Raw genomic sequence first — 13497 nt, 5'->3', positions numbered from 1 at the left:
AATCCCTAATCCCTAATCCCTAATCCCTAATCCCTAATCACCAGTCTATAAGTTGCAATACAGATGAATATTTTGATCATTGTCTTATTTTTTGAAAATATAGCTTAGTATTCTATTATTAGCAGCATTAAATATTGGCCTTATGCCTCGCGTTACTGCATCATGCACCGATATAAAATCATTATAGTTTTTAGGGTTTATTATTTGCCAGCTATACCTCAGGTTCCCCAACATCAAGGATACCGACCTATGAGTAACTCTACCCCCACTTCTTCTCGTCGCCGCGAATGGCAGACTTTTTTATTGCTTACCGTCGTACTGATCCCGCTGCTTAGTGTGATGACAGTTGCGGGTTACGGCTTTATTGTGTGGTTTTTACAAATGATTTTTGGGCCACCAGGTCACGTTTCATAATAATAACAATGAGCTCTTCTGGAACCTGATGCGAGAATCAATATGCTAAATTTTATAAAAAAATTCTGGAATACCCTAAGACGTCCCTCGGTACATATTAGTTTGGGGGTGTTAACCATTGGCGGCTTTGTGGCTGGGGTTATTTTTTGGGGGGGGCTTTAATACCGCACTTGAAGCCACCAATACCGAGCAGTTTTGTATTAGCTGTCACGAAATGGAAAATAACGTCTATCAAGAGCTGCAAGATACCATTCATTGGTCTAACCGCTCAGGCGTGCGTGCCACCTGCCCCGACTGTCATGTTCCCCATAATTGGACTGATAAAATTGCCCGTAAAATGCAAGCCAGTAAAGAGGTATGGGGCGCGGTGTTTGGCACCATTGATACTCGAGAAAAGTTTCTTGATAAACGCCTAGAGTTGGCGCAACACGAATGGGCTCGGTTTTCGGCTAATGGCTCATTAGAGTGTCGAAACTGCCATGACTATAACAGCATGGACTGGGATGTGATGTCAGATAAGGCTAAGCGCTTTATGAAACCCGCCGCCGAACGGGATCAAAGCTGTATCGATTGCCACAAAGGCATTGCCCACCAGCTACCTGAAACTATGGTGTTTAAAGATCCGGCACTGGATCAGCTAGAGCAGCGTGCTAGTGGCCTTAAAGTAGAAGATGGCGAGCAATATTACGCCGTTAAAGCCGTTACCCTATATTTAGATGAAGCACTGACTCAAGAAGCCGGTGAGCTAGAAGCCGCCGCCCCCGTCACCTTGCTTGCCCACAAAGGCGATAAAGTACAGCTGGCGGTTCCGTCATGGCGTAAAATGCGCGGCTTTGGCCGAGTCTGGTATGAAGACTTTGGGCAGAATATTCCTAATATGGTGCTAGATAAAGACGTGGCACAAAATGACCAACTTGTGGAAGTCACAGGGGATGCAAAAGAAGATCCGTTAACCGGCTTACCTTGGCAGCAAGTGAACATTGCACTGTGGACAGAATCCGGTGCCCTACTGCCCGATGCCGAAGACTTATGGAGCTATGCGCGCGACACCTATCGCAGCGGATGTAGTGTGTGTCACTCACAGCCGGCCGAAGCGCACTTTGATGCCAACACTTGGCCTGGCATGTTTGCCGGTATGGTGGGCTTTACCAATATGGACGCCGACACCCAAGCGTTAGTGCTTAAGTATTTGCAGAAACACTCTTCAGACTACGCCGATAGCGCGCACTGATCTTAGGTTGATGAGGAAAAAATATGACTATTTCACGCAGACATTTTCTTAAAGGGATAGCAGCCACCTCGGCGGCTGCCCTAATTGGCCAAAGTTTATTAGTACGTGGCGCCCAAGCGGCGGTTTCTGCTGAGGGCACTTGGCGCATGGCCGGCTCTCACTGGGGGGCAGTTAAAGCCTTGGTTAAAGGCGGTGTGGTCACCGAGATCAAACCCTTTGAGCGGGATAAATACCCCACCGACATGATCAACGGCATTAAAGGGCTAATTTATAACCCCTCGCGTATTCGCTACCCCATGGCACGCCTTGATTGGTTAAAAAACCGCGAGCACAGTGACCGTAAACAAAGAGGGGACAACCGTTTTGTGCGCCTTACTTGGGATGAAGCGCTCGATCTGTTCCACGAAGAGCTAGAGCGTATTCAAACCACCTATGGCCCCTCGGGCTTGTATGCTGGGGCAACGGGCTGGCGCCAAACCGGACAATTTCATAGCTGCGGCAGCCACATGCAGCGTGCGGTTAATCTGCACGGCAACTTTGTTAATAAAGTGGGCGATTACTCAACCGGTGCCGGTCAAGTTATTTTGCCTTATGTCATGGGCTCAACTGAAGTGTATGATCAAGGTACCTCTTGGCCCTTAATCTTAGAACACACCGATACCATTATTTTGTGGGCAAACGATCTGTATAAAAACTTACAGGTTGGCTGGAACTGTGAAACTCACGACTCTTATGGTTATTTAGCTGAGCTAAAAGAAAAAATTGCCAACGGCAGCATTAAGGTGATCAGTGTTGATCCGGTGAAAAGCAAAACTCAGCACTATTTACAGTGTGAACAGCAATATATTCACCCACAAAGTGATGTGGCCTTTATGCTGGCACTGGCACACACGCTGTACAGTGAAGATTTACACGATAAAAACTTTCTCAATACCTACACTCTCGGTTTTGAACCCTTCATTGAGTATGTACTGGGTAAAGGCGACGACGGCATTGAGAAAACTCCTGAGTGGGCCGCCAACATCTGTGGCGTAGCGGCTGAGCGTATTCGTGAGTTTGCCCGCTTAATGGCTGGAGGTCGTACTCAGCTTATTTTTGGTTGGGCGATTCAGCGCCAGCAACACGGCGAGCAGCCCTACTGGGCCGGCGCCGTATTAGCCGCTATGTTGGGTCAAATTGGTCTGCCGGGTGGCGGTATTAGTTATGCTCACCATTACAGTGGCATTGGTATTCCGCCCACCGGTGCTAGTGTGCCGGGCGGCTTCCCTAGAAACCTAGACCCAGGCAAGGTCCCTGAACACCCCAGCACCGACTTTAAAGGCGCCAGCCGTATTATTCCGGTCGCCCGTTGGATTGACTGTATTCTAGAGCCCGGTGGCAAACTGCAATATAACGGCAGTGAAGTCACCTACCCCGACATTAAAATGTCCATTTTTAGTGGCTGTAACCCTTGGCATCATCATCAAGATCATAACCGCATGAAGCGGGCTTTTTATGAACTAGAAACCGTGGTCACCATTGATTATTCTTGGAACGCCACCTGTCGTTTCTCTGATCTCGTGCTGCCCGCTTGTACGCAGTTTGAGCGTAACGACATAGACGTGTATGGCGGTTATTCAAAAACCGGTATTTTGGCGATGCACAAGTTAGTGGATCCCCTGTTTCACTCGCGTACCGACTTTGATATTTTCACCGATCTGTCGCGCCGTTATGGACGCCATAAAGAATACACACAAAATAAAGATGAGTTTCAGTGGTTAAAAGAGCTGTATAACGACTGTAAGAAAGCCAACGAAGATAAATATCCGATGCCGGACTTTGAACAGTTCTGGGAAGAGGGTTATGCGCACTTTGGTGAGGGAGAAAACTGGGTACGTCATGCAAGCTTTAGAGAAGATCCTGAAGTGAATGCCGTAGGCACGCCTTCAGGCTTTATTGAGATCAGCAGCCGAAAAATTGGCAGCTATGGCTACGATGATTGTCAGCAGCACCCGATTTGGATAGAAAAAGCCGAGCGCTCTCATGGCGGTCCGGGCTCAGATAAGCACCCTTTGTGGTTACAATCGGTTCATCCCGACAAACGCTTGCATTCACAAATGTGTGAGTCTGATGAATACCGCGCCACCTATGCGGTACAAGGTCGAGAGCCGGTGTTTTTAAGCCCAGAAGATGCCAAAGCACGGGGCATTAACGACGGTGACTTGGTGCGGGTGTTTAACGACCGTGGCCAGTTACTTGCCGGTGCTGTGGTGTCCGATAGCTTCCCTGTTGGGGTGATCCGCATTCAAGAAGGCGCTTGGTATGGCCCAACTGATGCCAGCATTGGTGCCCTAGATACCTATGGCGACCCCAATACCTTAACGCTCGATGTCGGCACCTCACGCTTAGCCCAAGCGCCCAGCGCCAATACCTGTTTGGTTGATGTGGAGGTCTTTACCGGAACCGTACCAGAGGTAACATCTTTTGGCGGCCCAACCGTGGTGAATACTTAAAAGACAGCCTTACGTTTAACGCTGTACGCGATACGCTAACCGCCATACGTAAAATCACAACCGGTGTCTTTCTTTAACGTAAGGCGTATGGCGTCCCGATACCTATCGATAGTTAATCGAGGTCAGTAATGACAATAAATAACACGGCAGGCATTAGCCTGCCTCAAGATACGGCCCCTGCTCTCTCGCCGGAGCAACAGCTGGTTGCTGAGTACTACCAGCACCAAGCATTATTGTGCCAGTGGTTTGCAACCTTACTGGCAGCAGAGCTAAACGAAGCCACTGTACAGGCCTATATAAAAGGTGATGCTGCGCCTTTATTAGACGCTCTTGCTTCATTAGATGAGCTCAGCGAGTCGGTAAAAGCGGTGCAAAATGCCATTAACGGCTTAACTGCATTCGCGCATCCACAATTAGAGCTGGCCGCCGATTTTGCCAGCTTATTTTTAAGTGATGCTCGCCATAGCCCAGCGCCGTATGCTTCTTTATATTTAGATGATGGTCGCTTTAATGGCCCCAGTTTTCAGCGCATGCAGGCACGCTTAACGGCGGCCGGTTATGACATAGATGACGCCTTTAAAGAGCCGGCGGATCATGTGGCGGTAATACTCGATTATCTGGCAGAAAGCTACCGGCGCTTAGCCCTTGAGCCCACGCCAGCAGCGGAAGAAAATTTAGCACTGTTTGTAAAAGAGGAACTAGCCAGCTGGTTGCCTGAGCTGGCACAAAGAGCGCAAAAAGTAGAGACCGCCAGTCAGTTTTACCCAGCACTATTAACCTTAGTTGCGGCGTACTTTAAATAATAACACCTCGCAGTTAGGCGCCATACTTTCGCTATGGCTAACGCTATAAACAAAAAGGCCCCGTAATTCACGGGGCCTTTTTAATATGCAGGCTGTTTTATGCCGCGCCCAACACCGCCACTAAGCCGGTGCCAGCAATGGCGGCACCGCCGACGCGCAAGGCCATGGTTTGCCACTGGTTTGAACAGCTTCTGGCCAGTAAATAACCGGCAACATGCAGCGCTATGGTGGCGAGCATAAAGCCGGCAATATAACTGCTGGCCGCTGAGTTGGCCGGTAGCTCTATGCCATGAGCATTACCGTGTAATAGGCCAGAGAGCGCACAGCAGAGCACCACAACAGATAAGCTGGCAGCGCGGCCAAACGCTAATAAACCGCCTAATACCACCAGTGATAACAATATACCGGTTTCAACGGCGGCAATCGCCAGTCCATTAATACCTAATAACGCCCCCACTAGCATAAAGCCCACAAACGCCAACGGCATTTGCCAAGCCGGCTTAGTACGCCCCATCACCGCCAACATGCCCACCGCCACCATGGCGAGTAAATGATCCCAGCCAAACACTGGGTGCATTAGGCCTGCCACTATGCCCGAGGTATCATGCCCAGGATGCGCCAAGGCCACACTGGGGGCTAATACTGGCGATGCCACTAACAGGCGCTGACCGACTTTATGTAAACTCATAAAAATTCCTAAATTGATGTGTGGTTAAAATATGTGAAAGGTGAGGCGTAAAAGGTGAAGTGAACGACACAACATCAAACACCCAACCCCTGTCACGCTAAACCAGAGCAGTTTTGCTACGCAAAACCGGCCGGCTAAAGCGGCCTCTACCTTATGATTCCCCTCGTGGTAAACAGTTATTTAATCTTCGTTGTTTACTGAAAAATCGGCGGGTAAGGGTTTGAGCATGCCTTCGCGCTGAATAAACTCGATAATGTCAGCCACGCCATCACCGCGCATTAGGTTGGTAAACACAAAGGGACGTTGGCCGCGCATGAGCTTAGCATCGCGGTCCATTACGTCTAATGATGCATTGACCATGGGTGCTAAGTCGGTTTTATTAATGATCAATAAATCAGACTTAGTAATTCCCGGCCCACCTTTGCGCGGGATTTTATCACCGGCGCACACATCAATCACATACAAAGTTAAATCAGACAGCTCTGGGCTAAAGGTCGCCGATAGGTTATCACCGCCACTTTCAACCAGTACTAACTCAAGCTTAGGATGGCGTTCTTGTAAGGTGTCGATGGCGGCCAAGTTCATGGAGGCATCTTCACGAATGGCTGTGTGCGGGCAGCCGCCGGTTTCTACGCCAATAATGCGATCGGAACTTAACGCTTCATGGTGTAGCAAAAAGTCGGCATCTTCTTTGGTGTAAATATCATTAGTCACTACCGCCAAATCGTAATGGCTACGCAGTGCCAAGCATAACTGGCGTAATAAAGCGGTTTTGCCTGATCCTACTGGGCCACCAACGCCCACTCGTAAACATTGTGTTGTCATTACTTTCTCCAAAAATAAATTTTTGTTTTACTGCGTAGAGGCCAGCTAAAGCGGCCTCTACGCCGTGCACCCATCACCAATCCCTATTCCCCAATCCCTTAAGATTTTAGCCCTTATGCCGTCATTGCGAGCGTAGCGCGGCAATCCATGGCCTTTGGGTATAAAACGTCAAGATCTCGCATTATCTTTTTAGGGCGTGCCCGCATTGTTGGTCGATTGAAATCGACCCTACAAAAAACAGGATGAACCCGTGTTATTTTTTAGGTAAAGCCGTCTTCGTAGGGTCGGCTTCAGCCGACCGATTTTAAGCCGTCAGTCAAACAAAAAACTGGATTGCCGCGTCGCTGCGCTCCTCGCAATGACCGGCCCCTAATCACCAGTCCCCAGTCCCCAGTCCCCAGTCCCTTAATATTTTAGCCTTTAGCTGCGAAATAGGCGCGAATATTGGGTTTCATGCAGGCAGCTGGCTTGTACTTGGCCGGGCAAGCTCCAACCGAGCTGTTCATCATTCAGCTCCTGTGCCTTAACAAAGTGTGTTAATAACGCCGGTTTTAATGCATGCAACACTCGCTGAGCCGCCGTTTGCCCTAAGGGCAGCGTCTTACTGGCAACCGTCAGCTGATTTTCTAGCCAGCTCCATAAATACCCTACCGCCGCCCATGGTGCACTTAGCCCCCAATGCTCGGCGGCTAGACTGTACACCGCCATAAAAGCCGGCTCTTTGGGTAGGGATGAAACATCAACTCCTTGGCCTTTTAATAAGCGAACCAAGGCCATGGCTTGCTGTTCATCTTCAAATAACAGCTCATGGGTTTCACGGCTGGCACGCAAGTAATCACTCCACTCTTGGCCTAACTGCGCATCATGTTTGGCTCTGGCCTCAGATAAACGCAGCAATACCGGAATATCTAAATGTGCCATGCCGTGCAACATCCCCTCTAGCCAGCTTTGTAACTCAGCTTCATTGGTTATCCATTGCAGATCTATGGCGGATTCTAAGCCGCTGGAATAGGCAAAGGAGCCGATGGGCAATGCCGGACTCGACAAATGCAGCAGCGCCAGCAGCTGTGGCGCATCAATGTCCATGCTGCTCGCTTGGCTCATGGCTGTGGCTGTGGCTGTGGCTGTGGCTGTGGCTGCCATGATAGGCCCCCGATTCGGGGTGGAAAGGCGCATCACCTTTATCTAAGCGCAGCCCTAAATGCTCGGCCAAATGCTCAAGTACGTGATCGGGCTGAAAGCGTAACCAGCACTCACCCAGTTGTAAGGTGACATGGCGATTACCTAAGTGATAGCAGGCACGGGCAAAGCTTGGCCAGTCTTCAGCATGAGCCGTCACCACTTGCTCATCTTGTGCTATCACAACCAAGATGCGTCCATCTTCTGCTTGTAGCTTGTCGCCCTCGGCCAGCACTTGGCCGCGTTCTAAAAATACCCCTAACTCGACTCCTTGCTCACTAACGGCTTTAAAGCGCCCTTTTTGGCGCAGTTCAAATGGCAACACCAGCTGATCGTCAGCGGTGTGTTCACTCTGCCCTAAACATTGAATAATTTTTAACACTGTTATCTCCAATAAACATAGCTGTAAGCCGTAAGTTCAAACACACCCTGCTTCATCTGGAGCAGCTTGGTGCTAGGCGCTTTGTATTTAAAACAACATATAGAGTTGCGCCAGTGGCAGTACTTCTGCGGGCTCGCAGGTTAATAGCTCACCGTCACAACGCACCTCATACGTTTGCGCATCTACTTCTAGCTCAGGCGTGGCGCCGTTGTGGATCATATCTTGCTTTTGTACCTTGCGGGTATTCACGCAGGCCACCAGCTCACGGGTTAAGCCCAATTGCGATACCAAGTTATTCTTTAAGGCGGCTTGGCTGACAAAAGTCACACTGCTTGCGGATGCCGAGCGGCCCAATGAGCCAAACATAGGGCGGTAATGCACCGGCTGAGGGGTGGGAATAGAGCCATTAATATCGCCCATGGGCGCATAAGGTATGGTACCGCCTTTTAAAATCAACGCCGGTTTAATACCAAAAAAAGCCGGTTCCCACAGCACTAAATCGGCCAGCTTACCCACTTCCACCGAGCCCACTATGTGGCTAACACCGTGAGCAATCGCGGGGTTAATGGTGTATTTGGCGATATAACGTTTAGCACGAAAGTTATCACAGCCTAAGGCTTCATCTTCGGGTAATAAGCCGCGTTGTTGACGCATTTTGTCAGCGGTTTGCCAAGTACGACACACCACCTCTCCCACGCGGCCCATGGCTTGACTGTCGGAAGAGATCATCGAAATCACCCCTAGGTCTTGTAAAATATCTTCGGCAGCGATGGTTTCTTTACGAATACGTGAGTCGGCAAACGCCACGTCTTCGGGAATATTAGGATCCAGATGATGGCACACCATTAACATATCTAAATGTTCATCCACGGTATTAATGGTGTAAGGCCGTGTCGGGTTGGTGGACGAGGGCAACACATTCGACAAGCTACAGGCTTTTAAAATATCGGGAGCATGACCGCCTCCCGCGCCTTCAGTATGGTAGGTGTGTACGGTACGTCCTTTAAAGGCGCCCACAGTGTCATCAACAAAGCCGGACTCATTTAAGGTATCGGTATGAATAGCAATTTGCACATCATACTCTTCCGCTACCGACAAACAGCAATCAATGGCCGCCGGTGTCGCCCCCCAATCTTCATGTATTTTAAGGCCCATGGCGCCGGCTTCTAGTTGCTCACGCAAGGGGCCGGGTACGCTGGTGCAACCTTTGCCTAAAAAACCAAAGTTCATCGGCAATTGGTCGGTGGCTTGTAGCATACGCGCCATATGCCAGGCTCCTGGGGTGCTGGTGGTGGCTTTACTACCGGTGGCAGGGCCTGTGCCGCCGCCAATCATGGTGGTAATGCCTGAGCAACTGGCTTCTTCTATTTGTTGAGGGCAAATATAGTGAATATGGCTATCGACGCCACCGGCGGTGAGTATTTTCCCCTCGCCAGCAATCACTTCGCTGCAAGCGCCTAAGTTAATGGTCACGCCGTCTTGAATATCGGGGTTACCTGCTTTACCAATGGCCACAATGCGGCCATTGGTAATGCCGACATCGGCTTTAACTATGCCCCAGTGATCGAGTATGACCACATTGGTAATGACGGTATCTACGGTGTCGGCATCACCCAGCTGGCTTTGTCCCATGCCATCGCGAATAACCTTACCACCACCAAAGGTAACTTCATCGCCGTAATAGGCATAATCTTGCTCCACTTCAATCCATAATTGAGTGTCGGCTAAGCGAATTCTATCCCCAATAGTGGGGCCAAACATGTCAGCGTAGGCACTGCGGCTAATTTTAGACATCTTGCTCTCCTAATGGACCCATTACATCGCCTCTAAAACCATATACCCGACGCAAACCCGCTAAGGCAACTAGGGTCACACTGCGCTCTTGGCCGGGTTCAAAGCGAATGGCCGTGCCGGCGGCAATATCGAGCCGAAAACCCAGCGCTTGGGCTCTGTCTAATTTAAGAGCGGGGTTCACTTCTGCAAAGTGATAATGTGAACCTACTTGAATAGGTCTGTCACCAGTATTAGCCACCACTAAGGTGCGCCTTTCACGACCGATGTTTAATTCAAGATCGCCCGCAGCGACCTGTATTGCTCCAGGTTTCATCTTGTTTACCTGTTATTGAATGGGATCATGTAATGTCACAAGCTTAGTGCCATCGGGGAAAGTCGCTTCCACTTGCACTTCTTTGACCATGTCTGGCACGCCATCCATCACCTGCTCTCGAGTTAACCAATTGCGCCCACTGCCCATTAATTCAGCCACGGTACGCCCATCACGCGCCCCTTCTAAAATCGCCATGGATAAATAGGCCACCGACTCAGGGTAATTAAGCTTTAGGCCACGGGCGAGGCGGCGCTCGGCCACCATGCCTGCGGTAAACAGCAGCAATTTATCTTTTTCTCTTGGGCTTAGTTCCATGTTGTTGCCTTAATATGTTACTTAAATTAGGTGAGCCAAATGCGGGGAATACAGACTTCACGCATTAATAATACCGGGCGTATCACCCGCCACGCCTGCCACATGCCGGCTCGGCACTCATTCATGTTATCGCCTAAATAGCGCACTAACAGTACACCTAGGCGTTGGGTCAAGGAAAACTCAGGGCTGGGTAAAAGCTGTCGTAATTGCTCAAGTAAGGCGGGTTCAAAATCGACGCCTGTGGCGAGCAAGGTGCCAAACACATTGTTACCGGCAAAGCCAACCCGTGCTTGTTGCAACTCACTGCCCGCACTGAGTTGTACATGCTCATTTAAAACAAGGCGCTCATTACGCCAAACACGAATGCGCTGTTTTACTTGCCCTTGGTGGAAGGGAGCATCACTGGCAGGTCGCCCTAGGCAGACTAAATCCCACCCAATAAAGCGCGCCGTGTCCGCTAACTCGATGCGGGTATCGAGCTCGGCATTGGCATTATTAAAAATAAGGGTTTCTTGAGGCAGCCATTCGCACTCGGCGTTATCGGCTAATTGCAGATGCACGGTTTGCCCTTGCACGACACCGTCACTATCTTGGCCGTAAATTTTACCTGCAGAAGGCGTGGTGAGCAGGCTTTGGCTGTGGGCACTACAATGAGCGTGAATATGTAATTTATCACCAGAAACAAGACCACCGGGGGGATGTAAGATATACAGGTGGCACACGCCGTCTTCAGGATAAAAGGGGCGTTGAATACGCAAGGGGCCAACAAAGGCGAGTTGTTTAAGGTGGGTTTTATTAACAAAAGGGACTAGCTTGAGTTCAAGCTTAGCGAACCATTTTCTATCTGCGCCATAGCCCTGGGGGGCAAGGCTTTGCGTTGCACTCATCACAGTAAGCCATGTGGATATTTTTACTAGTATCTAATTAAAGCAAAATGAATGCGAATAATTAAGTCATTTTAACATTTATTTTCTCTGCCCATCGCCGTGTTCCAAAGGTAACCGGTCAAATATCAAGCGCGATTTAATACCACCTTTACCCGGCACACACTCCATCAGTAACGAATATAGAGACTCACCGTTATACGCCGCGCGCATTGTTCCAGATTAACACATGTAGTTGAGGTAATACGCGGGCATTAAACCACCCATCTTCTGTGACCTTGTCCACCAACCAACGTAATTTGTTATTTAAGGCGTCAAGATCGGTTTCAAGCTCTGGCAGCTCAGGGGTGGCAGGCGCTAAGTTACACGGCTGTAGTGTTAGCGGCAGCTGCGGGTAATGTGCAGCAAAGGCTCGCGCCCACTGATAATCAGCTTCATCGGCAATTACCAGCTTTAAACTCACTTTGGTGTGTGCTCCGGCCTGCGCCACGCATTCATCAAAGCGCGCTTGATGAAAGGACATGCCGGCTGAGGGCGGCTTGGGGCTGAGGGTTAAATGATCGAGCTGGGCAAACCAAGGTTGTGCCTTACTGCCTTGGGTTTCGATGGCAAAGGTATAGCCTTGAGCATGTCCCAGCTCAAGTAGTTCAGCTAAGGGTTGCAGGGCAGGATTTCCCCCCGACAAGGTAATTAGCAAGGGCTTAGCACCACTTAAACGAGCCACTTCGGCCAGCACTTGTGGGGCTGTCATGGCGGCCCAATCGGCTTTAAAGCGCGGTTCAACCGCATATAAGGTATCACACCAACAACAGCGAAAATCACAACCGCCGGTGCGTACAAATACGGTAGGCACGCCCACTAAGGCGCCTTCGCCTTGAATGGTGGGGCCAAATATTTCACTAATCGCGATGCTTTGATCGCCATTTATCGAGTCATGCAAGGTTTGGCTATCAATAACAGTCTGATTCATGGCCGATATTCCGCCCAAGTTTTCGGTGTTTCCGATACCGAAATGGCACTGACTTCTGGCCAGCGAGCGGCAGCCCAGTCAAACAAATGCTTAGCGAGCCGCTCCGCTGTGGTGCACTCATCCCCTAACACCTCATTTAAATGCCGGTGATCGAGCTGCTCGTCGATGTAGTCTTTAAAGGCACTTAATTCTAGGTAATCGCGCACAAAACCAAACTCATTGAGGGTTTCACCGCTAAGTTCAATTTCAACTATGTAGTTATGGCCGTGCAAACGCGCACAAGGGTGCCAGTCAGGCATTTGCACTAGCTGATGAGAAGCGGAAAAGTGAAACTCTTTTTTAATGCGATACATTATAAGTCCCCCTTCGCTGCTACTTTCGATAACGCCGCTTTCCAGTATTCGCTGTCTTGATAAGGCGTAGGGTCCACTATACCGGCCAAGGTCATGGCCTCAATGCGCTCAACACAGGTGCCACAGCGCCCGCAGTGTAACTCGCCCCCTTCATAACACGACCAAGTATCAACAATAGGGACCTTAAAGCGCGCCGCATCTCGAGCAATCTCGGTTTTATCGGTATTCACATAGGGGGCAAACAAACCCACTTCGGCGACCCCCTCTAGGGCTTGTTGCTGCATCTCACTGAATAAGCGAATAAAATCAGGTCGGCAATCGGGATAAATAAAGTGATCACCGCCGTGCACCGCAAGGGCCACTGCATTTAAGCCTCGACTGGCCGCCACGCCAAAGGCAATGGTCAGCATAATGGCATTGCGATTAGGCACCACCGTCAGCTTCATGTTTTGTTCGCTGTAGTGACCATGGGGCACATCAATATCATCGGTCAGTGCCGAGCCGGTAAGCTGGGCACCTATGTGGCTGATGTCCATCACTAGGTGGGGAACGGCAAGTTGCTTGGCACACACTCGGGCGGCGTCAATTTCTTTTTTATGGCGCTGGCCATAGTCAAAGGTGAGTAAGGCACCTAAGGCTTGATCGGCCGCTAGGCGATATGCCAGCGTCACTGAGTCGAATCCGCCTGAGCAGATAAGTAATGCTTTCATTACATTGTGTCCTTGTTTTTTCCGGGTAGGCTGCGACCGGTGCGTTTAAAGTCGAGGCTATTCTAGCGCCCAGAATGTTAAGCGCAAATAAAAAAGGGCGCCTCGGCACCCTTTATATTGATTATATCTTTTCTGTTATGACTT

The 13497-nt window shown here is 49.9% G+C and carries 15 protein-coding genes; 4 read left to right on the top strand and 11 right to left on the bottom strand.

Annotation, left to right across the window (positions count from 1 at the left end; genetic code table 11):
- Positions 1–249 precede the first annotated feature (249 nt).
- The 4 genes from napE to torD all read left to right on the top strand — a co-directional run bounded on the left by napE (position 250) and on the right by torD (position 4940).
- Positions 250–414: a periplasmic nitrate reductase, NapE protein gene (gene napE, locus ACTHY5_RS08065; RefSeq protein ID WP_441878508.1), complete on the top strand. Its 165-nt coding sequence runs from the start codon at positions 250–252 to the stop codon at positions 412–414.
- Positions 415–532: 118 nt separating this feature from the next.
- On the top strand, positions 533–1645 hold the full coding sequence (gene torC / locus ACTHY5_RS08060; protein ID WP_441878506.1) for a pentaheme c-type cytochrome TorC: 1113 nt from the start codon (positions 533–535) through the stop codon (positions 1643–1645).
- 23 nt (positions 1646–1668) lie between these two features.
- On the top strand, positions 1669–4137 hold the full coding sequence (torA, locus tag ACTHY5_RS08055; RefSeq protein ID WP_441878504.1) for a trimethylamine-N-oxide reductase TorA: 2469 nt from the start codon (positions 1669–1671) through the stop codon (positions 4135–4137).
- 128 nt (positions 4138–4265) lie between these two features.
- Positions 4266–4940 (top strand): molecular chaperone TorD, encoded by a 675-nt coding sequence (gene torD / locus ACTHY5_RS08050; protein ID WP_441878502.1) that lies wholly within the window; start codon positions 4266–4268, stop codon positions 4938–4940.
- Between the two features lie 97 nt (positions 4941–5037).
- Here torD and ACTHY5_RS08045 read toward each other — a convergent pair whose 3' ends face one another.
- The 11 genes from ACTHY5_RS08045 to queC form a co-directional block, all read right to left on the bottom strand.
- Positions 5038–5628, bottom strand: coding sequence for a HupE/UreJ family protein (locus tag ACTHY5_RS08045; protein WP_441878500.1), 591 nt, complete (start codon positions 5626–5628; stop codon positions 5038–5040).
- Positions 5629–5808: 180 nt separating this feature from the next.
- Positions 5809–6453, bottom strand: a complete 645-nt coding sequence (gene ureG / locus ACTHY5_RS08040) for an urease accessory protein UreG (protein ID WP_441878498.1) — start codon at positions 6451–6453, stop codon at positions 5809–5811.
- A 420-nt stretch (positions 6454–6873) separates the two neighbouring features.
- Positions 6874–7596 carry an urease accessory protein UreF gene (locus tag ACTHY5_RS08035; RefSeq protein WP_441878497.1) on the bottom strand — a complete coding sequence of 241 codons (723 nt, stop codon included), beginning with the start codon at positions 7594–7596 and terminating at the stop codon, positions 6874–6876.
- Entirely contained in the window at positions 7529–8014 is a 486-nt protein-coding gene (gene ureE, locus ACTHY5_RS08030; RefSeq protein ID WP_441878495.1) for an urease accessory protein UreE, read from the bottom strand. The genes ACTHY5_RS08035 and ureE overlap by 68 nt, the downstream gene beginning before the upstream one ends.
- Before the next feature lie 87 nt (positions 8015–8101).
- A complete protein-coding gene (gene ureC, locus ACTHY5_RS08025) occupies positions 8102–9808 on the bottom strand; it encodes an urease subunit alpha (protein WP_441878493.1) in 1707 nt (568 codons plus the stop codon).
- Positions 9801–10121 carry an urease subunit beta gene (locus ACTHY5_RS08020; RefSeq protein WP_441878491.1) on the bottom strand — a complete coding sequence of 107 codons (321 nt, stop codon included), beginning with the start codon at positions 10119–10121 and terminating at the stop codon, positions 9801–9803. The genes ureC and ACTHY5_RS08020 overlap by 8 nt, the downstream gene beginning before the upstream one ends.
- 12 nt (positions 10122–10133) lie before the next feature.
- Complete coding sequence (locus ACTHY5_RS08015) at positions 10134–10436, bottom strand: urease subunit gamma (RefSeq protein WP_441878489.1); 303 nt, start codon at positions 10434–10436, stop codon at positions 10134–10136.
- A 26-nt stretch (positions 10437–10462) separates the two neighbouring features.
- Positions 10463–11323 carry an urease accessory protein UreD gene (locus tag ACTHY5_RS08010; RefSeq protein ID WP_441878487.1) on the bottom strand — a complete coding sequence of 287 codons (861 nt, stop codon included), beginning with the start codon at positions 11321–11323 and terminating at the stop codon, positions 10463–10465.
- Positions 11324–11516: 193 nt separating this feature from the next.
- Positions 11517–12290: a 7-carboxy-7-deazaguanine synthase QueE gene (queE, locus tag ACTHY5_RS08005; protein ID WP_441878485.1), complete on the bottom strand. Its 774-nt coding sequence runs from the start codon at positions 12288–12290 to the stop codon at positions 11517–11519.
- Positions 12287–12643, bottom strand: coding sequence for a 6-carboxytetrahydropterin synthase QueD (queD, locus tag ACTHY5_RS08000; protein ID WP_441878483.1), 357 nt, complete (start codon positions 12641–12643; stop codon positions 12287–12289). Before queD ends, queE begins: the two co-directional genes overlap by 4 nt.
- On the bottom strand, positions 12643–13353 hold the full coding sequence (gene queC / locus ACTHY5_RS07995) for a 7-cyano-7-deazaguanine synthase QueC (protein WP_441878481.1): 711 nt from the start codon (positions 13351–13353) through the stop codon (positions 12643–12645). Before queC ends, queD begins: the two co-directional genes overlap by 1 nt.
- Positions 13354–13497 lie beyond the last annotated feature (144 nt).

The organism is Oceanisphaera sp., assembly GCF_052084945.1.
Lineage (GTDB): Bacteria > Pseudomonadota > Gammaproteobacteria > Enterobacterales > Aeromonadaceae > Oceanimonas.
Note: the sequence above shows the minus strand (reverse complement) of the source record. Positions and strands in the feature narration are given on the sequence as shown.